The organism is Micromonospora sp. WMMD964 (genome assembly GCF_029581455.1).
In the GTDB taxonomy this organism is placed as follows: Bacteria; Actinomycetota; Actinomycetes; order Mycobacteriales; family Micromonosporaceae; genus Micromonospora.
In genome coordinates this window covers 4,191,984-4,217,803 of the sequence record NZ_CP120860.1, presented here as the reverse complement: position 1 = coordinate 4,217,803, position 25,820 = coordinate 4,191,984, and the positions used below count along the sequence as shown (strand labels likewise).

Annotated in this window: 24 protein-coding genes; 11 read left to right on the top strand and 13 right to left on the bottom strand. The window is 73.2% G+C overall.

The genetic code is table 11. The annotated features are described in order from the left end of the window. Positions 1-5 precede the first annotated feature (5 nt). Positions 6-671, top strand: coding sequence for a DUF1345 domain-containing protein (locus tag O7616_RS19310; protein WP_282303294.1), 666 nt, complete (start codon positions 6-8; stop codon positions 669-671). 314 nt (positions 672-985) lie between these two features. Here the strand turns inward: O7616_RS19310 and O7616_RS19305 are convergent, their stop codons facing one another. From O7616_RS19305 to O7616_RS19285, 5 genes are all read right to left on the bottom strand, one after another. Further along, positions 986-1,654: a hypothetical protein gene (locus O7616_RS19305; protein WP_282303293.1), complete on the bottom strand. Its 669-nt coding sequence runs from the start codon at positions 1,652-1,654 to the stop codon at positions 986-988. A gap of 72 nt (positions 1,655-1,726) precedes the next feature. Then, a complete protein-coding gene (locus tag O7616_RS19300) occupies positions 1,727-2,701 on the bottom strand; it encodes a pirin family protein (protein WP_282303292.1) in 975 nt (324 codons plus the stop codon). A 77-nt stretch (positions 2,702-2,778) separates the two neighbouring features. Further along, positions 2,779-3,852 carry a hypothetical protein gene (locus O7616_RS19295; protein ID WP_282303291.1) on the bottom strand — a complete coding sequence of 358 codons (1,074 nt, stop codon included), beginning with the start codon at positions 3,850-3,852 and terminating at the stop codon, positions 2,779-2,781. Positions 3,853-4,148: 296 nt separating this feature from the next. Next, positions 4,149-4,709: a hypothetical protein gene (locus O7616_RS19290; RefSeq protein ID WP_282303290.1), complete on the bottom strand. Its 561-nt coding sequence runs from the start codon at positions 4,707-4,709 to the stop codon at positions 4,149-4,151. Positions 4,710-5,470: 761 nt separating this feature from the next. Beyond that, complete coding sequence (locus tag O7616_RS19285) at positions 5,471-5,782, bottom strand: MazG-like family protein (RefSeq protein ID WP_282303289.1); 312 nt, start codon at positions 5,780-5,782, stop codon at positions 5,471-5,473. Positions 5,783-6,156: 374 nt separating this feature from the next. Here O7616_RS19285 and O7616_RS19280 point away from each other — a divergent pair, with 374 nt between their 5' ends. Next, a complete protein-coding gene (locus tag O7616_RS19280; RefSeq protein ID WP_282303288.1) occupies positions 6,157-7,527 on the top strand; it encodes a hypothetical protein in 1,371 nt (456 codons plus the stop codon). Between the two features lie 57 nt (positions 7,528-7,584). Here the strand turns inward: O7616_RS19280 and O7616_RS19275 are convergent, their stop codons facing one another. The 4 genes from O7616_RS19275 to O7616_RS19260 form a co-directional block, all read right to left on the bottom strand. Then, positions 7,585-8,298 carry a hypothetical protein gene (locus O7616_RS19275; RefSeq protein WP_282303287.1) on the bottom strand — a complete coding sequence of 238 codons (714 nt, stop codon included), beginning with the start codon at positions 8,296-8,298 and terminating at the stop codon, positions 7,585-7,587. Positions 8,299-8,900: 602 nt separating this feature from the next. Continuing rightward, positions 8,901-9,371, bottom strand: coding sequence for a VOC family protein (locus O7616_RS19270; RefSeq protein WP_282303286.1), 471 nt, complete (start codon positions 9,369-9,371; stop codon positions 8,901-8,903). 218 nt (positions 9,372-9,589) lie between these two features. Next, complete coding sequence (locus O7616_RS19265; RefSeq protein ID WP_282303285.1) at positions 9,590-10,219, bottom strand: MBL fold metallo-hydrolase; 630 nt, start codon at positions 10,217-10,219, stop codon at positions 9,590-9,592. Next, positions 10,219-11,304 (bottom strand): S-(hydroxymethyl)mycothiol dehydrogenase, encoded by a 1,086-nt coding sequence (locus O7616_RS19260; protein WP_282303284.1) that lies wholly within the window; start codon positions 11,302-11,304, stop codon positions 10,219-10,221. Before O7616_RS19260 ends, O7616_RS19265 begins: the two co-directional genes overlap by 1 nt. Before the next feature lie 184 nt (positions 11,305-11,488). Here O7616_RS19260 and O7616_RS19255 point away from each other — a divergent pair, with 184 nt between their 5' ends. Together O7616_RS19255 and O7616_RS19250 are read left to right on the top strand one after the other, a co-directional pair. After that, positions 11,489-11,911 carry a DoxX family membrane protein gene (locus O7616_RS19255; RefSeq protein ID WP_282259905.1) on the top strand — a complete coding sequence of 141 codons (423 nt, stop codon included), beginning with the start codon at positions 11,489-11,491 and terminating at the stop codon, positions 11,909-11,911. Between the two features lie 20 nt (positions 11,912-11,931). Beyond that, on the top strand, positions 11,932-13,113 hold the full coding sequence (locus tag O7616_RS19250; RefSeq protein ID WP_282303283.1) for a low temperature requirement protein A: 1,182 nt from the start codon (positions 11,932-11,934) through the stop codon (positions 13,111-13,113). A 12-nt stretch (positions 13,114-13,125) separates the two neighbouring features. On the opposite strand, the gene O7616_RS19245 is transcribed toward O7616_RS19250, so the two are convergent. From O7616_RS19245 to O7616_RS19230, 4 genes are all read right to left on the bottom strand, one after another. After that, a complete protein-coding gene (locus O7616_RS19245; protein WP_282303282.1) occupies positions 13,126-14,031 on the bottom strand; it encodes an SDR family NAD(P)-dependent oxidoreductase in 906 nt (301 codons plus the stop codon). A gap of 21 nt (positions 14,032-14,052) precedes the next feature. Continuing rightward, entirely contained in the window at positions 14,053-15,561 is a 1,509-nt protein-coding gene (locus tag O7616_RS19240; RefSeq protein WP_282303281.1) for an NAD(P)/FAD-dependent oxidoreductase, read from the bottom strand. Between the two features lie 65 nt (positions 15,562-15,626). After that, entirely contained in the window at positions 15,627-16,085 is a 459-nt protein-coding gene (locus O7616_RS19235) for a hypothetical protein (RefSeq protein ID WP_282303280.1), read from the bottom strand. Further along, positions 16,085-16,564 (bottom strand): hypothetical protein, encoded by a 480-nt coding sequence (locus O7616_RS19230; protein WP_282303279.1) that lies wholly within the window; start codon positions 16,562-16,564, stop codon positions 16,085-16,087. Before O7616_RS19230 ends, O7616_RS19235 begins: the two co-directional genes overlap by 1 nt. A 44-nt stretch (positions 16,565-16,608) precedes the next feature. Here O7616_RS19230 and O7616_RS19225 point away from each other — a divergent pair, with 44 nt between their 5' ends. From O7616_RS19225 to O7616_RS19195, 7 genes are all read left to right on the top strand, one after another. Next, positions 16,609-17,586: a YafY family protein gene (locus O7616_RS19225; protein ID WP_282303278.1), complete on the top strand. Its 978-nt coding sequence runs from the start codon at positions 16,609-16,611 to the stop codon at positions 17,584-17,586. Between the two features lie 95 nt (positions 17,587-17,681). Then, positions 17,682-18,314, top strand: a complete 633-nt coding sequence (locus O7616_RS19220) for an ATP-binding cassette domain-containing protein (protein ID WP_282303277.1) — start codon at positions 17,682-17,684, stop codon at positions 18,312-18,314. Next, positions 18,311-19,588, top strand: coding sequence for an extracellular solute-binding protein (locus O7616_RS19215; RefSeq protein WP_282303276.1), 1,278 nt, complete (start codon positions 18,311-18,313; stop codon positions 19,586-19,588). Before O7616_RS19220 ends, O7616_RS19215 begins: the two co-directional genes overlap by 4 nt. Continuing rightward, the gene (locus O7616_RS19210; RefSeq protein ID WP_282259917.1) at positions 19,585-21,351 is read left to right on the top strand and encodes an ABC transporter permease subunit; all 1,767 of its coding nucleotides are present in this window, start codon (positions 19,585-19,587) and stop codon (positions 21,349-21,351) included. Before O7616_RS19215 ends, O7616_RS19210 begins: the two co-directional genes overlap by 4 nt. Before the next feature lie 41 nt (positions 21,352-21,392). Further along, entirely contained in the window at positions 21,393-23,732 is a 2,340-nt protein-coding gene (locus O7616_RS19205) for a hypothetical protein (protein WP_282303275.1), read from the top strand. Positions 23,733-23,772: 40 nt separating this feature from the next. Further along, positions 23,773-24,396, top strand: a complete 624-nt coding sequence (locus O7616_RS19200; protein ID WP_282303274.1) for an ABC transporter ATP-binding protein — start codon at positions 23,773-23,775, stop codon at positions 24,394-24,396. After that, complete coding sequence (locus O7616_RS19195; protein ID WP_282303273.1) at positions 24,393-25,814, top strand: DUF6297 family protein; 1,422 nt, start codon at positions 24,393-24,395, stop codon at positions 25,812-25,814. The genes O7616_RS19200 and O7616_RS19195 overlap by 4 nt, the downstream gene beginning before the upstream one ends. Positions 25,815-25,820 lie beyond the last annotated feature (6 nt).

The window sequence follows — 25,820 nt, the reverse complement described above, 5'->3', positions numbered from 1 at the left end:
CACCGATGACCCACACCAGCCCGTCCCGGCCCGTCGAGGTACGTTTCCCCGCCGCGCGACAGCTCGCCGTGGTGGCGGTGGTCGGCGTCGTCGCCGGCGGCCTCTTCGCACTGCTGCTGCCGCTGCCCCTCGCCGCGCTGGCCGGCTGGGACGTGGGCGCGCTGAGCTGGCTGGTGCTGGTGTGGCTCAAACTCTGGCCGATGGACGCCGAGCGGACCGCCCAGTTGGCCGTGCACGAGGACCCGAACCGGGCGGTACGGGACGCGCTCCTGCTCGTCGCCTGCCTGGCCAGTCTCCTGGCCGTCGGCCTGGTCGTGGCCAGCGCCCAGAGCGCACCTCCCGGCCTGAGCCGCGAGATGCACAGCGGGCTGGGGGTGCTGAGCGTGGTGCTCTCCTGGTTCGTGGTGCACACCGTGTTCGCCGCCCGGTACGCCCGGATCTACTACACCGGCCCGGACGGCGGGGTGAACTTCAACCAGCCCGAGCCGCCCTGCTACTCCGACTTCGCGTACGTCGCGTTCACCATCGGGGCGACGTTCCAGGTGTCCGACACCAACCTGACCAGCAACGAGATGCGTCGTACGGTGCTGCGGCACTCGATGGTGTCGTACCTGTTCGGGGCGTTCATCATCGCCGTGACGGTGAACCTGTTGGCCGGCCTGGCGCGCTGAGCCGCTCTCGCTTCGCGGCGGGCCCGTTCGCCGCTTCACGGCGGGTTCGGCCTGCGGGTTCGGGCTGCGCGGCGGCCCCGGGGACGACACGGGGCGACTGTCGGAATCGCCGGGACAGGCGGGCGCCCCTGGTCACGAACCGCGACCTAGGGCGCCACGCAAACCTGCCCAGGCGGTGAACCGCACCCGAACCGGGTGCCGCCACCAGGCGGTGGATGCCCGCTCGAACCGAGCGGTCAGCACTGCCGGGTCCAACCATACGACAGAACATCCTCCGTTCGGTCAGTATTCGGCGAAGTGTGGGCCACGGCACGTCATGATCGGCCGGTCACCTCCGCGTACCGGTGCTCAAGGTCGACCCGCGCCAGCGCCCCCACCAGCCAGGCCAGCTGCTCCGACTCACCGCTGGCCAGGCCGGCCAGGTCGTCCGCCGACCTGCCCAGCCCGAGCCGACGGGCGGCCGCCAACGCGCGCCGGTCGGCCACCGGGGCAACCTCCCGCCACAACGCCTGCGCCTCGCGGAGGAACAGGTCGACGACCTGGTCGTCCACCCCGGGAAGCTCGGCGAGAAGCTTCCGCTCCCGGGCCGGATCGTGGTGCGCCACCGTCCGCAACCGGCGCAGATCGCCCCGGTACCGCTCGACCACGGTGCGACCCAGGTCGCCCAGCACGGCGGCGAGGGCGTCCACGTCGCCTCGCTGGCCGCCGGCGCGCAGTACCCGCACCCGGTCCTCGTGCAACGAACGGGCCAACCCCGCGGCGCTGTCCCACCCCGCGTCGCGCAACGCCCGCGCACCGTCCACCGCCCGACGGAAGTCACCCCGACGGGCCAGCAGCACCGCGAGGTAGAGGACCTGGAACAGGCTCGCCGGGTTGTTGGTCACCCGGAAGCCGTACTGCTCGGCGAAGCCCCGCCCGGTGCCCGCCAGCCGGCGCGCCAGGCGCTTCCGGTCCGCCATCGGGGTGATCAGAGTGGTCGACATGCCGGCGACTACCCGCGCGACCGACTGTCACACGCGAGCCGCACGCCGGTCGGCGCTGCGGTCGCGGGCCGGTCAGCCGTGCAGGCCGCCGGTGCGGTCGCGGGCCTTGAGGCGGGTGGTGGGCAGGGCGGGCGCCGGCAGCGGCGGCGCCGGGTCGTCGGCGACCACGCCGAAGCGTGCGTCCCCCGCCATCCAGTCCTCCCGGGCGGCGAGGATCTCCTCGTGCGAGCGGCCGACGAAGTTCCACCACATCACCAGTGGCTCCTCGAACGGCGTACCCCCCAGCAACAGCAACCGGGCCCCCGACCCCCCGCGCACGGTCAGCTCGCGGCGACCCGTGCCCAGGTAGAGCAACGCCCCCGGCTCGAACCCCACCCCGGCGGCCTCCGCGGAGCCGGACATCGCCAGCACCGCGTACTCGAAATCGGGCCGCAACGACAGCGTCGTCGGCGCCTCACCGCCCAGCTCCAGCTGCACACCCACCAGCGGGGTGTGCACCACCGCCGGTGACCGCCGCCCACCGAACTCGCCGACCAGCAGGGTGAGGTCCAGTTCGCCGTCGCGCCAGCGCGGCAGGTCGGCGTGGTGCGCGAAGTCGGCCGCCCCGGCGCGCGCCGGATCCGGCAACGCCACCCAGAGCTGCACGCCGTGCATCACCGGCGGGTGGACGGCCGGCGACCGCTCGGAGTGGGCGATGCCGTTCCCGGAGGTCATCACGTTCAACTGGCCGGGCCGGATCGGCTGCACGTTGCCGAGGCTGTCCCGGTGCAGGATCTCCCCCTCCAGCAGCCAGGTCACCGTCTGCAGACCGGTGTGCGGGTGCGGTGGCACCTCCATGCCGGGTCGCTGCGCCACGTCGTCAGGACCGAAGTGGTCGACGAAACACCACGCGCCGACCATGCGGCGGGGGCGCTGCGGCAACAGTCGCCGCACTGTGGTGTACCGCCCCAACGGCACGTCGTGGCCGGGCAGCAGCACACTGCCGGGATCAACGTCGGCCACACCGGGTGGTCGGGTCTGCGCCAGCATCGATTCGGTACGCTCCACCGCCCGACTGTACGCTCACGCCCACCCACGACCGCAGCGCTTCCCGCAGGGGTGGGCTGGTTAGCCGACTGTCGGGGTCATCGGGCACGGGCGGACACCGTCACGCTGTCGGCACCCGCGACCAGGTCCAGATACAGCCGTTGGGCGGCGCGGTCCCACCCCGGCGTACCCAGCACCGTACCCGCGCCCACCCCGTCCCAGTGGTCGTGGTCCAGCGCGACCGAGCCGGCGCCCGCTCCCACGCGTACCCGCACCGGCGTCTCCCCGGCGAGCCGGATGTCGAGCTGACTGGTCCCACCGGTGAGGCGCACGGTGAGAATGCCGGAGCCCTCCGGGCTGCCGGGCCCCTTGCCGGTGCCGGGCGCGCTGCCGGTGCCGGGCCCGTTGTCGGTGCCGGCCTCGGTGATCGCTGGCAGCAGGATCTCGGTGCGGGACGACCCGCCGGCCAGTTCCACACCCAGCAACCGGGCCCGGGTCAGGTCCAGCACCTGACGACTCACTCCGCCGACGAGGTGCAGACGCCAGGTGACCCGCTCGTTGAGCAGGACGCGCACTGCCCCCGGCCCACGCTCCCCGGAGTCCGCGAGGTCGAGTCGGACGGTCTCCCCCGACACGACCGGCCGCCCCACCACACCAGAACCGGCAGGGCTGGTGATCCGGTACAGGTCGTCCCCGAGATCAGCCACCCGCAGGTCGAACGAGGACAACCCGTCCGCGAGGACGAACGTGCCCGTCCGCCGACCCGCGACGGGTGCCGTGAGCGTCCGACCATCGGCGGCTCCCGTGCCGGGACGACCATCGGCCGCGTCCGGGTCGGCAACGCCTCCCGCCCGCCCGACGTCGCCGGGCCGGGTGCCGTCAGGGCGGGTGCCGTCGGGGCGGGTGCCGTCGGGGCGGGTGACGTCCGGTGCGCCGGTGTAGGTCATACCGCGCCGCCCGGGATCCGCGACGATCACGGCCACCGCCGCCGCCCCCAGCAACAGCACGACCGCCGCGGCCGCCACCAGCAGGCGAGACCCGGTGGACCAGCGCAGCGGTACGGCCTCACCGGCAGGTTCCGGCGGTGCGGGTTCCAGTGGTGCAGGTGCCGGCGGTGCAGGTTCCTGCGGTGCCTCCGGTTCATGATTGGTGCCGTGCCCCACCGCGGTCATTCGCCTGTCCCTCCGCCGGTCCCCGACGGGAGGTACGTACCCGCCGCCGGATCGGATCACTCAGCATGGCGGGGGCGCCCGCGACCACCTCCGCGCCGACAGCGCCACTCCACGACGTCGCCAATCGCGAGATCTTGGACAGTTTCCGTTCCGTGCGGACGGAAACTGTCCAAGATCTCGGTGTGGATGTGCCGCCACCACCCTTGCTTCGCGGTGGCGGTGGTGGATATGCCGCTGGCCGGCACCCCGGGTGTGGGTGCCGGCCAGCGGTTCGTGTCCTGCGATGGTGCGGTGGGTCAGCTGTTCCAGTACTGGGCGACCAGGTCGGTGGCCTGCTGCTCCCACTGGGCGTACGCGTCCGGGTAGGCCGAGACCTGCACGGTCTGCGCGGCGTCGGTCAGCGGCATGTCCTGCCACCCGTCAACCTGACGCAGGCCCTTCAGGAACGCCGTGGTCGAGTAGGCGGGGTCGGTGATCTGCTCCGGGGTACCCCAACCGCTGGACGGGCGCTGCTGGAACAGGCCCAGCGAGTCGTGGTCGTTGGCGTCGCCGAGGTGGCCCAGGTTCTCCAACTTCGACTCCTGCAAGCTCGTCGCGATCGAGATCACCGCAGCCCGCTCGGGCAGACCGGCCTTCTTCGTCGCGGCGATGATCGCCTTCACGTTCGCGGTCTGCTCGCCGTTGAGGGTGATGCGCGACTGCTCACCCTGCGGCTTCGGCGCACCCGACTGCACGGCAGTCGCAACCGGCTTGGCATCCACCGGGTCGGCGTGGGCGGCGACCGGACCGGCGAACACACCACCGGCGAACGCCAGACCAGCAACGGACAGCACACTCTTACGCATGATCGTGTTCATGGGGGAAGCTCCTTCGGGGGTAAGGACACCCGCCGAGATCGCGCGGGTGTGAGCACCTCGTCCGGCGCTGCAGTAATACGGGGGAAGTCTGCGATTCGGTGACCTACAAGCGAGGGCTTGTCGCACCGGGGTCGGCGGCCTACGAGCGGAGGGCTCGTGGCGCCGGGACCGGGTGTAACGACCCCGGGGCCGGGGTCATTCCGGGGTCGGCCGAGTCCGCGAGCACCCGGTGAAGCGGGGTGCCGGTCGGACCGGGGTCCAGGTGTAACGACCCGGGGTTGGGGGTCATTCCCGGGGGCGGACCATCGAGCCGACCGGCCGTGGTCCTGCGATCGTCAGGATGTGTAACGACCCCGACCCGGCCAGGATTCCGGCCGGCACGTGCCCCCGACCACACACCGATACCACCCAAACAGAACAAAACCCACAAGCCAACCCGACCTCGGGTGCCAAACCACCCAGGGCGGCGGGCAGGACACCCCACCCCATGCATGATTCACACGACTTCGCCGATGTCGCGGTATCCAAGAGGGGTTGATACCGCGACTTCACCGAAACGGAGTCGATCATCGCCGTTTGGGAGGTCCGGGCGGCATTGCGCCATCGGGTCGGGGCTTTGGCGGCCAGCCGTGCCGGGCGGCCAAGCTGCCAAGCAGGCGCCGGCCAAGCGGAGGTCCGCCAGACGAACGGACAAACTGGCAAACCGACCGAACGGGCCGAACGAGCCGAGCCGGGACGGGGGCCACGGGTAGCGCGCTCGTTCAGCAGGCGAGGCGGGAGCGAACTTTCGCGGCACAGGCGTCCAGGATCGTCTGGGCGTCCAGGCCCAGGCTCTCGATGGCCACCAACGCCGTGAAGGCGACGTCGGCCAGTTCGGCGGCGACGTCCTCGCGGGTGTGGGTGACGCCCTTGCGCGGATTCTGCCCGAGCAGGCCGATCCAGGCGGCCGAAGCCTCCCCCGCCTCCTCGGTCAGCTTGAGGATGCGGCAGGTCAGTTCGGTCTGCCCGGTGCCGTTCGCGGTGTCCAACCAGCTCCGCGACGCGCGGGCCGCCTCCCAGATCGACTCGTCCACGGCGACAAGTCAACCCGACCGCCCCGCCTCGCCCTGAGGCCGGGTACGGCATGCGACCGGCACCCCACCGACGAGCTGCCGTCCGCCCCGGTGGGCGTCGCACAAAACCCCGACCGCTCAGCCCGCCCCGACCACGGACCACGGACCACGAAGGCCGACGAACACCCAGCCCACCGAGCGCGAGGGCCGCTGCGCGCGGAGGCAACCGGGGGCCCGGGATGCCCTGATCAGCCGGACAGTCGTGCTTGACCGGCCGATCAGCGCAGCCATTGACACTGGTCGAGGGCCGTCCTAGGTTCAGGTCGCTACCGGCCGGTAGGCAACCGTCCCGCCTGGTCGCCCCTCGGGCGACGTCCGTCCGATGGGGAGCATCGATGCTGTCCGCACCCGTTCGTACCCTCCGCCGGCTGCTCGCCACCACCGCGACGCTGACTCTCACGGTCGGGCTGGTCGGCACCGCGCCGGCCGCCGCCACCGGTCGCGATCCGAGGGGCGGGGAGCCGCTGCCCGGGTACACGATCGAGAATCCGCCGTTGACGCCGCTGGTCGTGGGCGGCAAATCGACGACGGTACGCCAGGGCGTGCACCGCCACGCCGGGTACATCATCGAGGTCCCCGCCCGGTGGAACGGTGACCTGGTGCTGTGGGCGCACGGCTACCGCGGCCAGGGCACTGTGTTGTCGCCGGAGCAGCCGGCCTTCGGGCTGCGCCAGCGACTCCTGGATCAGGGGTACGCCTGGGCGTCGTCCTCGTACGACCGCAACGGCTTCGACATCCGTTCCGGGGTGCTGGGCACCAGGGAACTCGCCGACCACTTCGGGCGGACGGTCCGCCGGCCGCAGCACACCTACGTCGCCGGGGTGTCGATGGGCGGGTACGTCATCGGGCGCTCGCTGGAGCAGTACCCCGGCTTCTACGACGGGGCCCTGCCGATGTGCGGGGTGCTCGGTGACCAGACGTTGCTCGACTTCTACCTGGACTACAACCTGGTCGCGCAGGCCCTCGCCGGAGTGCCGGCGTATCCGACGCCGGCCGATTACCTGACGAACGCCGTACCCCGGATCCAGGTGGCGCTCGGTCTGGCCGGGTTGACGCCCACCGGGCCGGACACCACCACGGACCGGGGAAAGCAGTTGCGGGCGATCACGGTGAACCGTTCGGGCGGGCCCCGTCCCGGCGCGGACGCGGCGTTCGCGGTCTGGAAGGACTTCCTCTTCTCCATCAGCGTGCCCACCGGGAGCGGCAACTCCCCCGCCCAGCGGCCGGGTCAGCTCTCCACCAATCTGCTCACCCGGTACGCCCCGAACAGCCCGGTCGACGTGAACGCCACGGTGCAACGGGTCGCGCCGGAGAACGTGGTGCAGCGGCTCCTGCCGACGTTGACCGAGGTGCCGCGGATCGCGGGTCGGCCCACCGCGCCGGTGCTCAGCCTGCACGGCCTCGGGGACCTGTTCGTGCCGTTCAGCATGGAGCAGGCGTACGCCGACGACGTGGCGCGGCACGGCCGCAGCAAGCTGGTGGTCCAGCGGGCCATCCGGGCCACGCAGCACTGCGAGTTCACCCCGGCCGAGGCCGGCGCCGCCTGGGACGACCTGGTGTCCTGGGTACGCACCGGCAAGCGCCCGGCCGGCGACACCGTGACCGACCCGGCGGTGGTGGCCCGACCCGACTACGGCTGCCGGTTCAGCGACCGGGAGGCGTACGCCGCCGGGGTCGGCACCCGCCGCCTCTACCCGGCCTGCTGACACACGACGACGCCGGCCGGCCCCGCTTGGGGGCCGGCCGGCGCGTGTGTGCGGGTGTCACCAGAGCTGCTGGACGATGTCCGCCGCCTGCTCCTCCCACTGCGCGTACGCGTACGGGAACGCGGAGACCTGGACGGTCTGCGCGGCGGTGGTCAGCGGCAGGTCCTGCCAACCGCCGACGTTCTTCAGAGCGCTGAAGAACGCGGTGGCCGAGTACTCCGGGTCGGTGATCTGCTCGGGCGTGCCCCAACCGGACGACGGGCGCTGCTGGAACAGGCCCTGCGAGTCGTGGTCGTTGTACGCGCCCAGGTGGCCGAGGTTGTAGAGCTTCGACTCCTGCAGAGACGTGGCCACACCGATCACCGCGCCCCGGTCACCGACACCGGTCTTCTTGGCGGCGTCGACGATGTGCCGGGCGTTGGCGAGCTGCGCGTCGTCGAGCGGGATGCGCGACTGGGCGCCCTCGATGCCGTGCGGGATCAGCTGCGCGCGGCTGGGCTTGCCGGCCGGCGGCTTGCCGGTGGCGGAGCCGGTGGTCAGGCCCGACTCGACGGGCTGGTCGTCCTGCTGGGCCGCGGTGGCGGCCTTGCCGGTGGCGAGGTCGATGGCGGCGACGGCGCCCTGGTGGGGCCCGGTGGTGACCGGAGCGGCGACTGCGGTCGGGGCGAGGGCCAGACCGCCGAGGGCGGCCACGCCCGCGACGCTCAGCGCGGTCTTGCGATACGAGTCCTTAGCGATGGCGGGGAGCCATCGAGTGAAGTCGACCTTCACGATGGTTGCCCTTTCGATCGTGCGGAGCGCTCCGGGGTGAACACTCCTCGGGAGATGACCGCGGAAAGGGGTTTGAGCTCCGGCGGTACGGGGGACACAACCAGGTTCACGTGTCGGTCATTCCGGATATGCGCGGTCCACCGGTCGATGCGGTCCCGGTCACGGCACCGAATCGGACAGGGCCACTGCCTCGCGGCGGGCGGCCGGGTGCGGGCCCAGTGCGTCACAAGGTGTGACGGCGGTGACGAAGGGTGATTTCAGCGGCCGGAGGATGGGTCCGACACCCAGCCTTTGCTCTGCTTACCAATACGCGCCAGGCACGATCCGTGACGCCGGTGACGGAACCGCCGTCATGGGCAGAAAACGCCCGACCGCAGCTCACGGCACGTGGTGCAGATAGGGATGCAGAGCAAAGGGGTGGCCTGCCCCCTGTGGGGCCGGGTGGAGGGCCGGACGGCGGGCCACTTGCCGCTACCGTGAGTGGGCATCCAGGTCGGGCACGGTGTGTGAGGTTACGTGCGGCTCGTCGTGCCGAACGAGGACGTGCCGGAGCTGTACCGCGAGGTGCGGGGTGAGAGCGGGTGGCCCGCAAGCTGCCCGATTCAGACGTCGCTGTCAGGTCCGGGCTCGGCGCCCCGCGTCCCGACGCCCTCGCCGGGGGCGAGCAACTCCTGGAAGACGGTGATGTGCAGGCCGGCGGGCGCGTCGAGGCGGGAGTTGAGCGAGTCCCACGGTGTACGCGTCGGCGGCGCGACCTCGCTCGCCCCGGCGGCGACCAACCGGGCGGTGGTCGCCTCGGTGTCGTCCACCTCGAAGGCCACCCGCATCCGGGGCGCCACCTGCCGCCCCACCTCGACCTCGTCGATCATGCGTTTCTGGGCCGGGTTGGCGATCTCCAAGGTGGCGCGGCCGGCCTCCAGGATCATCACCCGGGCGTCTCCGTCGCTGACGAACTCCGCTTCCTCGGGCAGGCCGAGCGCGTCCCGGAAGAACGCGACGGCGGCCTCGTAGTCGTCGGCCTCCACCACGAGGCGTAGCTGGCGGACGACAGGTGCGCTGTGCTCGGCGGCCATGCGCGCGATCCTAACGCCGTACGGTCGCAGCGTCGGGAAGGGAGCATCATGGGCGGGACGACGCACGATGAGACGTACCCCCTGGGTCGCCTCGCCGCTGACGGACGTGGCGGACGCCCCACGTCAGGGTGACGGGGGTGCGCCGGCGGCCTGGCTCGTCTTCGACCCACGGTGCTGGGCGCGGCCGACGGGCGCTGAGCCGCACACCCGCGCGCGGTTCAGTGGCCGCGCGCCAACCACTCCTCAAGGTGCGGGGCCTCCGCGCCGATGGTGGTGTCGTCACCGTGGCCGGTGTGCACGACCGTCTCCGGCGGGAGGGTGAGCAGGCGGGTGCGGATCGACCGGACGATGGTGTCGAAGTCGCTGTACGAGCGGCCGGTCGCACCCGGGCCGCCGGCGAAGAGCGTGTCCCCGGTGAAGACCACGCCCAGGTCCGGGGCGTGGAAGCTGCACGCCCCGGGGCTGTGCCCGGGGGTGTGCAGCACCCGCAGGGTGGTGCCGGCCACCTCGATGCTCTGCCCGTCGTGCAGTTCGCCGTGCGGCGGCAGGTGCGGGTGGACCATGTCCCACAGCACCCGGTCGGCGGCGTGCAGCAGCACCGGCGCACCGGTGGCCTCGGCCAGCTCGGGCGCCACCCGGACGTGGTCGTCGTGGGCGTGGGTGGCCAGGATCGCGCGGACCCGCCGGTCGCCCACCAGGGCGAGGATGGCGGCGGCGTCGTGCGGCGCGTCCAGGACGACGCATTCGCTGTCGTCACCGATCACCCAGACGTTGTTGTCCACGTCGAACGTCTGGCCGTCCAGGGAGAACGTGCCGGCGGTGACCGCGCGGTCGACCCGGGCGGTCATCAGAACACCACCACCGAGCGCAGCACGTCGCCGTGGTGCATCCGCTCGAACGCGGTCTCGACCGCATCGAGCGCGATCTCCTCGGTGACGAACGCGTCGAGGTCGAGCCGCCCCTGCAGATACAGCTCGGTGAGCATCGGGAAGTCCCGGCTGGGCAGACAGTCGCCGTACCAGCTCGACTTGAGGGCGCCGCCGCGCCCGAAGACGTCCAGCAGGGGCAACTCGATCTGCATCTGCGGGGTCGGTACGCCGACCAGCACCACGGTGCCGGCCAGGTCGCGGGCGTAGAACGCCTGCTTCCAGGTCTCCGGTCGGCCCACCGCGTCGATCACCACGTCGGCGCCGAAACCCCCGGTGGCGGCACGGATCGCCTCGACCGGGTCGGTCTCCGAGACGTTCACGGTGTGCGTGGCGCCGAACCGGCGGGCCCAGTCGAGCTTGCGGCTGTCGGTGTCCACCGCGACGATCGTGGTGGCCCCGGCGAGGACGGCACCGGCGACCGCGGCGTCTCCGACACCGCCGCAGCCGATCACGGCGACCGAGTCGCCCCGGGTGACGTTGCCGGTGTTCATCGCCGCGCCCAGCCCGGCCATCACCCCGCAGCCGAGCAGACCCACGGCGGCCGGTCGGGCCGCCGGGTCCACTGTGGTGCACTGCCCGGCGTGCACCAGGGTCTTCTCGGCGAAAGCGCCGATGCCCAGCGCCGGGGCGAGTTCGGTGCCGTCGGTGAGGGTCATCCGCTGCTTCGCGTTGTGGGTGTTGAAGCAGTACCAGGGGCGTCCTCGGCGGCAGGCGCGGCAGTCCCCGCAGACCGCCCGCCAGTTGAGGACCACGAAGTCGCCCGGGGCGACGTCGGTGACGCCCTCGCCGACCTGCTCCACGATGCCCGCCGCCTCGTGGCCGAGCAGGAACGGGTAGTCGTCGTTGATGCCACCCTCGCGGTAATGCAGGTCGGTGTGGCAGACACCGCAGGACTGGATCCGGACGACGGCCTCACCGGGGCCGGGATCGGGCACCACGATGGTGGTGACCTCGACCGGAGCGCCCTTGCTGCGGGAGATGACTCCCCGGACTTCCTGGCTCACTTCGCCTCCTGCTGGTGGTCTGCGGCAGGGCCGGGCGCCGAGCGGGGGCGGGGTGCCACGGGCTCGGCGGTGGGCCCTCGGCGAACCTACCGCGATCACCACGGCCGGCCCAGCCCGCCTTGCGGTTATCGCGGGCGGGCCGGGGTACGCGGGCCGCATTCGACCACGGCCAACGGGAGTGACAATGAAACTCGCACACCTGCCGCTACGGGTCAGCATCGGTGCGTACTTCCTCAACTCGGGTCTGCAGAAACGGAACCTGGAGGGCGCCGCCGCGGAGAGCATGCACGGGATGGCGGTCACGGCGATGCCCCAACTCGGTCAGTTCGAGCCGGCGCGTTTCGCGAAGCTGTTGGCGTACTCGGAGGTCGCCCTCGGGACCGCGCTGATCGCGCCGTTCTTCCCGGCGCCGCTGGTCGGGCTCGGTCTGACCGCGTTCGGCGCGGGTCTGGTGCAGCTGTACCTGAAGACGCCGGGTTTGCGGGAGCCGGGGAGCATCCGCCCGACCCAGCAGGGCGCGGGGCTGGCCAAGGACGTCTGGCTGGTCGGCGCGGGCCTGACCCTGGTGTTGGAGGGGCTGACCCACGGTCGGCGGCGGCGCTCCTGAGCCGGCGCTGAGGAGCGCAGTTGACCGACTCCCGTTCGGTACGGCCGTTCTACCGGCCGATGCGACCGCGTCGACGCGACGAGCCGCACCGCGCGGCCACGCCGCTGGAACTGTTCTTCGACCTGTGTTTCGTGGTGGCGGTGGCGCAGGCGGCCAGCGGTCTGCACCACGACGTCGCCGAGGGCCACCTCGGCCACGCGGTGCGCAGCTACGTCATGGTGTTCTTCGCGATCTGGTGGTCGTGGGTGAACTTCACCTGGTTCGCCTCGGCCTACGACACCGACGACGACGTCTACCGCATCACCACCCTGGTGCAGATCTCCGGTGCGCTGATCCTGGCGGCCGGGGTGCCGCGTGCCTTCGCCGACGGAGACTTCGCGGTCATCACCTACGGGTACGTGGTGATGCGGCTGGCCGCCGTCGTGCACTGGACCCGCGCGGCGGTCGGCGACCCCGGACACCGCCCGGCGGCACGCCGCTACGCGATCGGCGTGACGGTGGTGCAGATCGGGTGGCTGCTGCGGCTGTTGCTCCCCGCCGAGTGGGCCATCGCGTCGTTCGTGCTGCTCCTGCTGGCCGACCTGCTGGTACCGGCGGTGGCCGAACGCCCCGGCATGACGCCCTGGCATCCGCGGCACATCACCGAGCGGTACGGGCTGTTCACCCTCATCGTGCTCGGCGAGACGGTGCTGGCCATCTCGATGGCGATCCAGACCGGGCTCGACGCCGGTGAGCACGACCTCTGGTCACTCGCGGCGGCCGGCGCGGTCATCGTGTTCGCGCTCTGGTGGCTGTACTTCGACCGGCGGATCGAGGCGCCCGACCGGCTGCCGTACTCCCTGGTCTGGGGTTACGGCCACTACCTGGTCTTCGCGGCGATCGCCGCCATCGGGGCCGGGCTGGGCGCGGCGGTGGACGTCGACCGGGGCAAGGCGCACATCTCGGAGAGCACCGCCGGGTACGCGGTGGGCATCCCCGTCGCGGTCTTCCTGCTCACGATCTGGGTGCTGCACGTGCGGCGGCAGCAGCACGGCGTGGTGGTCGTGGCCTTCCCGGTCGTCGCGCTGCTGGCGCTGTTCGCGCCGCTCGGCCCGGCCCCGGTGTACGCGCTCGCGGCCCTGCTGGTCGCCCTGGTGACGGTGACCGTGCTGCTGCGTCGCCGCGACGTCGGCCCCAGCGCGACGGTGGGCGACCCGGCCTGACCGCGGTGCCGGTCAGGCCACCTCGCGGGCCGCGTCGGCGGCGGCGTCGGCGGCGGGGCGTGGCGCGGGCACAGCCGGCGTCGGGCGGACGACGCCCCGGTTCAGGCCGGTGACCAGGAGCCGGTTGTACGAGCCCGGCAGCACCCGGGCCAGCAGGTCGGGCAGTTTCGCCGACCAGCCGATCAGCACCCGACCGCGACGACGCTCGACGCCACGCAGGATCACCTCGGCGGCGCGCTCCGGCGCGATGGTGAGCAGCTTCTCGAACTGTGCCCGGCCGGCCGCGTACTCCTCGTGCGAGACGCCGCTGCCGATGCGGGCGTTCTCGGTGATGCGGGTACGGATGCCGCCGGGGTGCACCGACGTCACCCCGATGCCGTCGTCGACCAGCTCGTGGCGCAGCGCCTCGGTGAGACCGCGCACGGCGAACTTGCTCGCCGAGTACGCGGCCTGCCCGGCGGGTGCGATCAGCCCGAACAGGCTGGAGATGTTGACCAGGTGCGCGCCGCGTTCGGCCCGGAGGGTGGGCAGCAGCGCGTGGGTCAGCTGCGCCACGGCCCGGAAGTTGACGTCGATCACCCAGCTGAACTCGTCGAACGTCACCTGGTCGAACCGGCCCCCGAGGCCGACCCCGGCGTTGTTGACCAGCAGCCGCACGCGCGGATGCCGCTGGCCGATCTCCGCGGCCACCTGGGCGGTGCCGGTCGCGTCGGCGAGATCCACCACGTACGTGTGCACCTGGCGGTCCGGGTGCGCGACGCGGATCGCGGCGACGACCGCGTCCAGTCGCTCCGCGTCGCGGTCCAGCAACACCAGGTCGCTGCCCCGACGGGCCAGCGCTTGCGCCAACGCCGCACCGATGCCGCTGGCCGCTCCGGTGACCACGGCCGTTCCGCCGGTGAACTCGAACCTCCGCACGGGGTGCTCCTCTCCTGGCGGTCACCGACGCTCGGACGACACGGGACGTCGGGTGCCGGTGGGCGCGACCGCCGCACCGGCCCGGGAGAACCGCACACCCTCGTCGGTGAGCCTGCCGTGCCGCATCAGCAGCACGTCACGGGGGTAGTTCTGGTGCAGTCGCCACGGCGCGTCGGCGCCCTGCTTGGGCAGCGCGTCGACGGCGCGCAGCACGTAGCCGGAGCGCAGGTCGATCAGCGGCACCCGTCGCGCGTCGGGCGGCGGGAGCGGTGTGACGACCTGCTGGCCGGTGCGGTCCAGGTGCCGCAGCAGACGGCAGACGTACCCGGCGACCAGGTCGGCCTTGAGCGTCCACGACGCGTTGGTGTAGCCGAGGGTCAGCGCGAAGTTCGGCACGCCGGACAGCATCATGCCCTTGTAGGCGACGGTGCTCGCGAGGTCGACGTCGACGCCGTCCACCCGCAGCGTCAGGCCACCGACGGCGAGCAGGTTGAGCCCGGTGGCGGTGACCACGATGTCCGCGGGCAGCTCGTCGCCGGAGGTCAGCCGGACACCGCCGGGGGTGAAGGTGTCGACGGTGTCGGTGACCACCGACGCCCGGCCCTGCCGCACGGCGGTGAACAGGTCACCGTCGGGTGCCACGCAGAGCCGCTGGTCCCACGGGTCGTAGCGGGGTGAGAAGTGCCTGTCGACGTCGTACCCGACCGGGAGTCGGCCGGCGGCGGCCCGACGCAACGCCCGTCTCACCAGGCCGGGGGCGCGCCGGCTGAGCTGGTAGGTGACCGTGGACAGCAGCACGTTCTTCCCGCGCACCACCGGATACGCGGCAGCCGCCGGCAGCCAGCGCCGCAACGCGTCGGCCAGCCGGTCCCGCGAGGACAACGCCATGACGTACGTGGGTGAGCGCTGCAGCATCGTCACGTGGGCGGCCCGCTGCGCCATCGCCGGCACCAGGGTCACCGCGGTGGCGCCGCTGCCGATCACCACCACCCGCTGACCGGTGTGGTCGAGGTCGTCGGGCCAGTGCTGCGGGTGCACCAGCCGCCCGGCGTACGCGTCGACGCCGGGCAGCGGTGGTGTGTAGGCCTCGTCGTAGCGGTAGTAGCCGGTGCAGGCGAAGAGGAACGAGCAGGTCAGCACCACCGTCTCGGCGGTGTCGACGCGCTGGGCGTGCACCGTCCAGCGGGCGGTGGCGCTGTGCCACTCGGCGCGCAGCACCCGGTGCCGGAAGCGGATGTGTCGCTGCACGTCGTACTCCCGGGCGGTCTCGTCGACGTACTCCCGGATGGTCGTGCCGTCGGCGATGGCCTTCGGTGCGGTCCAGGGTTTGAACGCGTAGCCGAGGGTGAACATGTCCGAGTCCGAGCGGATGCCCGGGTAGCGGAACAGGTCCCAGGTGCCGCCCACGGCGTCGCGCGCCTCCAGCACCGCGTACGTCTTGTCCGGGCAGTCCCGGGTCAGGTGGCAGGCGGCCCCGATGCCGGACAGCCCGGCGCCGACGATCAGCACGTCGACGTGGTCGGAGGCCATTCGGCGTTCCTCCATCCGGGGCGGTGGACGGACCCTAACACCGCACCCGAATGGGTCGGAAGCCGCTAGTCGGACGCCCGGGTGAAGCTCATGATCCAGTTGGTCTCCCAGGTCTGCTCACCGTCGACGGAGAACGCCTGCTCCCAGCGGGCGGTGGTCGCGCTGATGTCCGACCAGACGAACCGGCACCGCACCGGTCGCCCCTCGTGCTGGTCGTCGGCGTAGAAGTGGCCGACCCCGTCGACGAAGCGTCCCACCATCGGCGGCTGTTCGAGCACTCCGCTGCCGCTGGTCATCCAGTAGATCGACCACTCCTGCCGGGCCGGGTCGAAGATCCGGATCGTCGCACCGGCGGAGCCCTTGGTCGGGAAGGTGATCTCGTCGAAGCTGCCGCCTCCGGCGAAGAAGCCGTGCGCGACAGACACCCCGGGGAACTCCTCCCACTCGTCGGAGCCGACCAGCCGCTCGCGCAGCCGCCGGTTGACGACGTTCCAGGTGCCGGTGAAGAAGTCGAAGTCGCCCATCAGTGGCCCACCGGCCCTTCCGCTCGCGTGTCGCGCAGATAGTCGGTCAGGTCGGGGCTCTCCGGTGCCAGCATGTGCCGCACCCAGGCGGCCCGCTCGTGTTCCAGCACCGCCAACTCCCAGACGCAGCCCACCGCGGGGCGACGCAGCTCGACGAAGTGCGTGGGGTCCTGGTCCGGGCAGTCCAGCGCCGGTTGCCCGGCCGCGGCGACGCGGACCTCCACCGCGTTGTCCCACACCCAGGTGTACGCGAGCAGGTAGGCGCCGGTGTCCGCGCCCCGGTGCAGCACCACCCACCCGGAGGCCGGGGTGCCGTCGTCCACGACGTCGGCCAGCAGGGCGGGCAGCAGGTCGTACGCGGCCTTCTCCACCTCCGGCTCGATCCGCTGTTCCGGCTGGTCGATGTGGTAGCGCTTGAGCTGTCGACCGTCCACCGTGATCGGTTCCGGCGTGCTCAGATCCTTGTCGCGAAATGCCATGCCGGGACGGTACGAGCGATCCCCTGACAGCTAGTGTCAGTGAAGTGCGGGCCAGTCGCCTTCTCTCCGTCCTGATGCTGCTCCAGACCCACGGTCGGCTCACCGCCGCCCAGCTCGCCGAGCGGTTGGCCGTCTCGCCCCGCACCATCTACCGGGATGTCGAGTCGCTGCACACCGCCGGCATCCCGCTCTACGGAGAGGCCGGGCACACCGGCGGTTACCAGCTGGTCGACGGCTGGCGGACCCGCCTGACCGGGCTGACCACCGAGGAGGCCGACCGGCTGTTCCTGGCCGGCCTGCCCGGCCCCGCCGACGAGCTGGGCTACGGCGATGTGGTGGCCGCGCTGCAACTCAAGCTGCACGCCGCGCTCCCCGCACCGCTGCGCGACCGGGCGGCCCGACTTCAGCAACGCTTCCACCTCGACGCGCCCGGCTGGTACGCCGACGGCGACGCCTCACCGGAGTTGGCGCGTACGGCCGAGGCGGTCTGGCGGCAACACCGCGTCGAGGTGCGCTACCGGAGCTGGAACGGTGAGGTGACCCGGGTGCTGGAGCCGTACGGCCTGGTGCTCAAGGGTGGCCGGTGGTATGTGGTGGCCGACCAGCCCGGCCGGGGCGCGCCGGCGACCTACCGGGTCAGCCAGATCCTCGCCCTGACTCCGCTCGCGCAGGAGTTCGACCGGCCCGCCGACTTCGACCTGCCGTCGTGGTGGCGGGAGCACGTGGTCGGGTTCCGCGCCCGACTGCACCGCGACCAGGCCACCGTACGACTCTCCCCCGCCGGTCGGGAGCGACTGCGGGAGGTCGCCGGCGACCCGGTGGTGACGGCCGTGGAGGCCAGCGCCGGGCCGCCGGACGAGCGGGGCTGGGTGACCGCCGTGCTGCCGATCGAGTCGCTCACCCATGCCCACGGTGACCTGCTGCGCCTCGGCGCCGACGTCGAGGTGCTCGCCCCGGCGGCGCTGCGCGAGCGCCTGGCCGCGACGGCGGCCGGGCTCGCCGCGCTCTACGCCGCCGACTGACCGGCTTCCGACATCTCCACAGTGGAGATGCCCGAGGGCATCGATTGTCGGCATCGTGTGCCACCCTGGGTGCGTTCGCCCAGCGGTCACCGGAGGTGAGGGTCACGTTACGGCTACGCGCACTGGTCGCCGTCCCCGGCACCGGGCCGGTGACCCTCGACGTCCCCGCCGGCACGCTCGCCGCCCTGGTCGCCCCGCCCCGGTTCGGCACCGCCGTCGCCCGGGTCCTGGTCGGCCTCGCCGCTCCGGTGACCGGCCGCATCCTGGTCGGCGAACGGGACGTCACCGCGCTGCCGCCGCCCCGCCGGCAGATCGGCTACGTGCCGGCCGGCGGCGCGCTGCTGCCGCAACTCACCGTGCGCCGCAACATCGAGTACGGCCAGCGCAAACGCGAACGGGTGCACGAGGTGGCCGACGACTGGACGACCACGGTCGTCGACCGGCTCGAGTTGGCGCTGTCGCTCACCCTGCTGCCGCACCAGATCTCCGCCGCCCAACGGTTCCGGGTGGCGCTCGCCCGGGCGGCGGCCTGCCTGCCCGAGGTGCTCGTCGTCGACCTCCCGGCGGGGTCGGCCGGTGACAGCCGCCTCGCCGACCTGATGCCCCGGCTCTCCCCACCCGAGGCGCCCGGGGTGGCCGTGCTGGTCTGCACCGCCGACCCGGCCACCCTGGCCGAGATCCCGATCCGGCACGACCTCGTCACCGAGCCGAGCGAGGCGACCCGATGAGACCGACCGGCCGGACGAGCCGTCGCGCAGTGCTGCGCGCCGCCGCCGCGGGTGTCGCCGCGGTGACCGCCGGCTGCTCCGGCGGAACCCGGTCGGTGCAGGTGGCGGTGGTCTGGAGCACCAGCGAGCTGGACCGGTTCCGCCGGGTCGTCGCCGACTACCCCGGGTCGGTGCAGGTGGTCAGCGCCGGCAACGACATCGACGCGTTCCTGCGCGCCCGGCACCTCGCGGGCACCAGCCCGGACGTGGCGATCCTGCCCCGCCCGGGTCTGGTCACCGAGTACGCCGAGCGCGGTTGGCTGAGCACGGTGCGCCCGTCCGGCGAGTACGCCGTACCCGACGGGCTGGGTGACCTCCTGACCGCCGACGGTCGGCGCTACGGGGTGTGGGTGAAGGCGGCGCACAAGTCGTTGGTCTGGCACCTGCCGTCGATGCTCCCCGAGCAGCCGACCGACTGGGACGGGCTGGTCGAGCGCACCCGGCGGCTCGGCGCGGCGGCCCGGCGCGGCGACGGTCCCGCGCCCCTGGCCATCGGCGCCGCGGACGGCTGGGTGCTCACCGACTGGTTCGAGAACGTCCTGGCCGACGTGGCACCGGAGAGTTACGACGCTCTCGCCGGGCCGGACGCGGACTGGCAGGGCAGGCCGGTGCGGGACGCCCTGGACCGGCTGGCCGGGCTCTGGAGCATCGACGGCGCGTTCCTCGGCGGCGGCCGTCGCGCCCTGCTCACCCAGTACGAGGAGTCGGTGATCCAGGTGGTGTATTCCCGGCGTGCGGTGATGCTCTGCGGGGCCGACTTCACCGCAGACGTCGTCGGCCCGTTCCAGCGCGGCCCGGAGGCACCCGTCACGTTCCCGTTCCCGGGCACCCGACCGGGAGGCGGCCCACTGATCGTCGGTGGGGACGCGGCGGTGGCGTTCGCGGGCTCCGCGGGCGGGGTGGAGCTGGTCCAGTGGCTCACCAAGGCCGATTCGTTCCGGTCCTGGCTGCGCGCCGGCGGCTACCTCTCGCCCAACACCAACGTCCCGATCACCAGCTACGCCGACGAGGTCGGTCGGCGGCTCGCCCGGGAGATGCAGGCGCCCGGCACGTTGCGCTTCGACCTCTCCGACCAGTTGCCGGGCGCGTTCACCGGCTCGGACGGCGTCGGCATCTGGCGCATCATGCAGGGCTTCTTCGCCGACGTCACCGACGGTGTGGGCGTAGGCGAGGCGATCCGCCGCGCCACCGGTCAGCTCGCCCTGGCGGCCCGCAACGCGGGCGGCGGCCGATGAGCCGGACGCCGGTCCTCGGCGAGCTGGCCGTGCTCGACGACGTCGGGCCACCCCGGCGGGGCCGGGCCTATCCGGCGGCGGGGGCGACCTCGGCGCTGTTGCTGCCGGCCGCCGTGCTGCTCGGTGGGCTCGTGCTGTGGCCGGTGCTGCGCACCATGCACGCCAGCGTCACCACCGACGGCCGCTGGGTCGGCGCGGAGCACTTCCGGACCGCGCTCGCCGCCCCGGGCACCGGCGCGGTGGTCGGCCGGACGGTGTTGTGGGCACTGCTGGTGCCGGCGGTGGTGACCGCGCTGGGCTACCTGCTCGCCGCCGCGTCGCGCCGCTCCGAGGAGGGCGGTCTGGTCCGGTTGATCCTCCTGGTGCCGGTGGCGTTGCCGCTGGTCGTCACCGGGGTCACCTTCCGGCTGATGTACGACCCCGACCCGAGCCGGGGGTTGGCCACCCTGGTCGCCGCCCGGCTGACCGGCCGTTCGGCCGAGGACGCGCCGCAGTTGCTCGGGCCGGGGCTGGTCACCGTGGCGCTGATGTCGGCGTTCGTCTGGGCCTGGGTGGGCCTGGCCGTGCTGGTGTTCCGGTCCGCGTTGGACGCGGTGCCGCCGAGCCTCGCCGACGCGGTCCGCGCCTACGGGGGACGGCGTCGGCACGTCCTGTGGGACGCGCAGTGGCGGCCCCTGCTGCTGCGTACCACGGCTGTGGTCTTCGCCCTGGTGGCGGTCGGCACCAGCCGCACGTTCGACCTGATCCTGGTCATGACGCCCGGCTCGGTGCGCGACGAGGCGTCGGTGCTCGCGCTGCGGATCTGGCAGACCTCGGGTGGCACCACCACCGGCGACGGGGCCGCGCTCGGCGTGGTGTGGTTGGTGGCGGTCGTCGGCGGGATCATGGTGGCCGCACTGTTCGTCCGGCAGTCCTGGCCGCCGCCGCCCGCCGAGGCGGCCCCGCCGCCCGGTCCGGTGGCCCCGCCCCGGCGGGTCATCCGGCTGCTCGCGGTCGGCGCGGCGGTGGCCTGGCTGGTGCCGCTCGTGGTGCTGGTCGCCACCTCGGCACACGGCAGGGTGGACGCCGCCGCACGCGGCTGGTGGTCGACGGCACCCGACGGCGAGTCCTACCGGGACCTGGTCACCGGCACCGAGTTGTGGCGCACGTTGGGCTTCACCCTGCTCCTGGCCACCGCGGTCACCGCCACGGTGCTGGTGGTCGCGTTGTTGGCCGCGTACCCGCTGGCCTGGTTGACCGGGCCGGCGGCGCAGGCCACCGGGCTGGTGCTGCTGGCCGCCAGCGTCGTTCCGGTCCAGGTCATCGCCGGTCCGGTCAACGAGGTGCTGGGCCTGGTGCTCTCCTCCGGCACCACCCAGGGTCTGGCCCTGGTGCACACCGCGTTGGGTGTGCCGTTCGCCGTCCTGGTGCTGCGTAACGCGTTCGCCGACCTGCCGGTCGAGCAGGTGCGCGACGCCCGGCTGGGCGGCCGTCGGTGGTGGCACACCCTGCGTCGGTTGGCCCGGCACAACCTGTCGGCGGTGGTGGCGGTGTCCGTGCTGGAGTTCGTCCAGGTCTGGAACGACCTGGTGGTGGGTCGACTGTTCAGCGGGCCCGGGGCGTCGCCGCTCGGGCCGTTCCTGGCCGAGCAGACCCGCAGCTTCGTGAGCAACAGCGGCGCCCTCGCAGCCAGTTCGGTGCTCGCCTCGGTGCTGCCGGTGGTGTTGGTGGTGCTGTCGCGGCGGCACCTGGTCGCCGGGCTCGTCTCCGGGGGTGTCCGCTGACCAGGCCGGGCGGTGGCCGCCGCAGCCCGCGCTGGCCGGCGTTGATCGCGATCGGCGGGGTGGTCAGCGGCGTCCTCGCCAACCTGGTCAGCAACCTCGCCAGCAACCTGCTCTCCGAGTTGGCGGCCAGCGTGCTCGGGCCGACCAGCATCGCCCTCGCCGTCGGCGGCATCCTCGGCTTCGTCGGGTACGAGGTTCGTCGCCGCCGGGCCGACCGGGAGGTCGACCCCGAACCGACGGACGTGCTCACCACACCGGCCGCCGGCACGCCGAACCTGCCCTACACGGCGGAGTTCACCGGTCGCGTCGAGCACGTCGAGGCGGTCGTCGGGCTGCTCTCCCGGGAACACGCGGTGGCCGTGCTGGGCCGCCGCGCGGTGGGCACCTCCGCGTGCGCCGTGCAGGCCGCCAACCTGTGCCGGGAGGACTTCCCGGACGGGCAGTACTACCTCGACCTGCGCCGACACGGCCGACCCCGCTCGGCCCAGCAGGTGCTCACCGCGCTCGCCCGGATCCTGGGCACCGCCCCACCGACCTCCGGGCGGCCGGACGCGCTCGTCGCCGCGGCCGACGCGCTGCGCGGCCAGCTCGACGGCCGCCGGATCCTGCTGGTGCTGGACAACGTCGACCGACCCGACCAGGTCCGGCCCCTGCTGCCGCCCACCGCGCGCACCTGCCGGCTGCTGTTCGCCGGCGGCCCGGCGCTGATGGGGCTCAAGGGCGTGGTCGCGCACTGGATCGCCGAGCCGGGCACCTCCGAGGCGGTCGAGTTGTTCGCCGCCGCAGGCGGGGCCGCGCCGGCCGCCCGGGTTCGCCGTGCCGACCCGCGCACCGACCCGGCGGTCCGCGAGATCGTCGACCTGTGCGGCCGACAACCGCGCACCGTGCGCGCGCTCGGTTATCGCACCGCGCAGCACGGCTGGCGGCACTCCGACGTGCTGGACGCGCTGCGCCGCGCGGTACAGACCCCACCACACCAGCGGCTCGCCGTGTCACCGGCCGCGCGTCTGATCACCGAGCGGGACACCGCGTACCGGGCGTTGAGCCGCGAGGCCCGACGGCTGTACCGGGTGATGTCGCTGATCCCCGCCCCGGTCGACCGGCCGACGATCGCCGCGCTGGCCGGGCGGCACACCGAGCGGGTGACCACGCTGCTCGACCAGTTGGCCGCCGCGGCGTTCGTGGTCGGCGCGCCCGGCGACCGGTACGAGATCCGCCCGCTGCTCGCCGACAGCGCCCGACTGCACCTGCGCGACGCCGACCCGGTCCGCGCCCGGGTCGCCGCGCAGGCCCGGCTGACCCGGCACCTGGCGCGCCGGGCCGAACAGCACGCGGCCAACCTGGCGGTGCTCGGCTCCCCACCGGACCGGGAGTGGTCACTTCCGCTGGACGACGACCCGTACGGCTGGTTCGACCTGCACCAGGAGCTGCTGCTGGCGGTCGTGCGCGTGCCCGCCGGGGCGGCCGAGACACTGCCCCGACGGGTCCGCCGGTGGTGGTTCCGGCTGGCCGTGGCGCTCTGCGGGTGGCTGGCGTACGCCGAGCGGCTCGACGAGTGGGAGCAGGTCTGCCGCACCGTGCTGGCCACGCCGACCGCCGACGACCGACCGGAGATCGCCGGGTGGGCGCACAACGAGCTGGGTGTGCTGCGTCGGCGGCGGCACGATCCGCACGGGGCGGCGGCCGCGCTCACCCTCGCGGTGAACGAACGCGGGCGCGGTGGCACCGCCCAGGCCCGGATGAACCTCGGCCTGGCCCTGCTCGACCTGGGGCAGCTCGACGACGCGGTGGAGCACCTGGAGATGTCCCGGCGACACCGTTCCGGGGCCGACCGGGCCGGTCACGCGCTCACCGACCTGGGTCTCGGCGCGGCGCAGCTCGCCCGGGGTGAGCTGGACAGCGCGCACCACCATTTGGTGCGGGCGGCCAACACGTTCCGGTCGGTGGGTGACGCCCGCGGGTACGCGGCGGCGTTGACCAACCTGGTCCTGGTGCACGCGGGCCTCGGCGAGCACCTGGACGCCGCGCAGGCGTGGCGGGCGGCGCTGCGCGAGTACGACTCGGTCAACGACCCGACCAGCCGGGCGACGGCGCTGCTCAACGCCGGGGCGACACTGCTGACCAGCACGCCGGGGCAGGCGCGCACGGCGTACGACCTGTTGGCCGAGAGTCGACGGCTGCGCGAGGAGACACGACCCACGGCGGGGTTGGCGCGCACCCTGCTCTACCTGGGTGACGCCTGCGCCGCGCTGGGCGAGCACGCCGACGCGCAGCGGCACTGGGCGGACGCGGCGACGGTCGCCGAGGAGGTCGGCGACGAGCAGGGGCTGGCCGCCGCCGACGCGCGGCTGGAGAACGACGCCGCGGACCGCGTGACGTAGGTCGCTCGGGTTGGTCGGTGGCGGGGCTCTGGGAGACTCTGTGATCGTGGACGCGCTCGCGGTACGGGGACTCAGTCGCAGCTTCGGCAACCTGGTGGTGCTCGACGACGTGAGTTTCACGCTCCCGGCGGGCCGGATCGCCGTGGTGCTGGGCCCGAACGGCAGCGGTAAGACCACCCTGCTGCGCTGTGTGGTCGGCGCGGACCGGCCGGACGCGGGCGAGGTGCTGGTGCAGGGTCGCCGGGCCGACGAGACCGACCCGCAGGTGCGGGCGCTGGTGGCCGCCGCCCTGGACGACATCGACTTCTTCCCCGACCTGTCCGTGGTCGAGCACCTGCAACTGGTCGCGTACGCGCACGGGGGCGACTCCGAGCCGGTCGAGGAGGTCCTCGCCGAGCTGGGTCTGGAGCCGGCCCGCGACCAGTTGCCGGTGACGTTGTCCAGCGGGCAACGCCGCCGGTTGGCGCTCGCCTCCTGTTTCGTCCGACCCCGTCGGGTGCTGATCCTGGACGAGCCCGAGCAGCGGCTGGACGTCCGTGGGCGGCAGTGGCTCACCGAGCGCCTGCTCCGGGAGCGCGAGGCGGGCACCGCCGTGCTGCTGGCCTCGCACGACCCGGAGTTGATCGACGCGGTGGTCGACGAGCGCATCGAGATCGGCCGGTGACCGCCCCGACGGCCACCATCGCCGACACGCCGACCGGGGTACCCACCGCGCGGCAACTGCGGACACACCTGCGGAAGGCGCGCAGCCGACACCACGACCACTCCCTCGGCGACGTGCTGGGCAGCGCGTACGTGATCGTCCTGTTCGTGGGCATGTACGGGTGGTTCGCGATCAGCGCGAGTCGTGACCTGCTGGACTCCCCCACGGTGGGGCAGGCCGAGCCGGGCGTGCGCTGGTGGCTGGCGGTCGCGGCGCTGCTGGCCGGCGCCGGCCTCGCCTGGCGTGGCCTGCGCGCGCTCGGACCGCTGCTGGTCACCCCGGCCACGCAGAGCTGGGCGACGAGCGCGCCGGTCGACCGGCGGGCCTGGCTCGCGCCGCGCTTCGTCCTGCTGCTGGTCAGCGCTGCGGCCGGCACCGCCGCGCTCGGGGTGGCCGTCGCCGCGCTCGGCGGTGTCACCGACCCGGGTGCCCTGGGCTGGGCGGCCGCGGCCGGCGCGGGCTGGGGCGCGGCCGCGCTGGCGCTCAGCGTCGTCGCCCAGAGCAGCCGGGCGGGTCGACGGTGGCCGACGCTGGCCGGTGCGGTCCCGTTGACGGCGGCCGCCGTGATCACCGGCGCGGTGGTGCTCGTCGGTGGCCTGGGCGACGCGTTGCCCCGACCGACGACGACCCCGACCGTCGCGCTGTTCGCCGTCGCGCTGCCCCTCGCAGCCCTGGGCACGGTCCTCGCGGTACGCGCGCTGCCCCGCGTCGACCGGGCCACCCTGACCACCGGCGCCCAGTTCGCCAACGCCGCCTCCACGGCGACGATCCTGCTGGACCCGAGTCTCCTCGCCGGGCTGGTGGAGAGCCGGCGGTGGCGCCGGGTCGGCAAGGTCCGCAGCAGCCGGTTCCTGGCCGGTCCGGGCTGGTGGTTGCTGCTCCAGGCCGACGTACGGCGGCTGCGTCGCCACCCGAGCGCCGTGCTGATCTGGGCGGCGCTGATCGGGGTGCAGTACGCTGCCGCGCTCGCCCTGCCCGGGTTGGCCGGTGCCGCGCAGGTGGTGTTCGCGTACCTCGCCGTCGACCGGCTGACCGGTGGTCTGCGGTCGATCAGCCGCTCACCCGGGCTGCGTCGGGCGCTCGGGGGCAGCGACAACCTGCTGCGCGGTGTCCACGTGGTGGTGCCGGCGGTCGGCGCGGGTCTGTGGTGGTTGCTGACGGTGCCGACTGTCGAGCCGGGGCCTGCGTGGTTGGCACCGACTCTGGCGCTAGGGGTGGTGGCCGCCGCGTTCCGGGCCGGAACCCGTCCGCCCATCGGCTACGGCGGCGCTACTGTCAACACCCCGTTCGGAATGGTCCCGGTCGACCTGCTGCGCCAGGGCTCACGGGGGCTGGCCCTGCTCGCCGGGCTGGTGCTGGTCCAGCTGTTCCTGGGCTGACCGGCC

Bases quoted from the DNA above. Each gene is read 5' to 3' on its own strand.
- O7616_RS19310 (WP_282303294.1), top strand. From the start codon at position 6: ATGACCCACACCAGCCCGTCCCGGCCCGTCGAGGTACGTTTCCCCGCC.
- O7616_RS19305 (WP_282303293.1), bottom strand. From the start codon at position 1,654: ATGTCGACCACTCTGATCACCCCGATGGCGGACCGGAAGCGCCTGGCG.
- O7616_RS19295 (WP_282303291.1), bottom strand. From the start codon at position 3,852: ATGACCGCGGTGGGGCACGGCACCAATCATGAACCGGAGGCACCGCAG.
- O7616_RS19290 (WP_282303290.1), bottom strand. From the start codon at position 4,709: ATGAACACGATCATGCGTAAGAGTGTGCTGTCCGTTGCTGGTCTGGCG.
- O7616_RS19280 (WP_282303288.1), top strand. From the start codon at position 6,157: ATGCTGTCCGCACCCGTTCGTACCCTCCGCCGGCTGCTCGCCACCACC.
- O7616_RS19270 (WP_282303286.1), bottom strand. From the start codon at position 9,371: ATGGCCGCCGAGCACAGCGCACCTGTCGTCCGCCAGCTACGCCTCGTG.
- O7616_RS19265 (WP_282303285.1), bottom strand. From the start codon at position 10,219: ATGACCGCCCGGGTCGACCGCGCGGTCACCGCCGGCACGTTCTCCCTG.
- O7616_RS19255 (WP_282259905.1), top strand. From the start codon at position 11,489: ATGAAACTCGCACACCTGCCGCTACGGGTCAGCATCGGTGCGTACTTC.
- O7616_RS19240 (WP_282303281.1), bottom strand. From the start codon at position 15,561: ATGGCCTCCGACCACGTCGACGTGCTGATCGTCGGCGCCGGGCTGTCC.
- O7616_RS19235 (WP_282303280.1), bottom strand. From the start codon at position 16,085: ATGGGCGACTTCGACTTCTTCACCGGCACCTGGAACGTCGTCAACCGG.
- O7616_RS19230 (WP_282303279.1), bottom strand. From the start codon at position 16,564: ATGGCATTTCGCGACAAGGATCTGAGCACGCCGGAACCGATCACGGTG.
- O7616_RS19215 (WP_282303276.1), top strand. From the start codon at position 18,311: ATGAGACCGACCGGCCGGACGAGCCGTCGCGCAGTGCTGCGCGCCGCC.
- O7616_RS19210 (WP_282259917.1), top strand. From the start codon at position 19,585: ATGAGCCGGACGCCGGTCCTCGGCGAGCTGGCCGTGCTCGACGACGTC.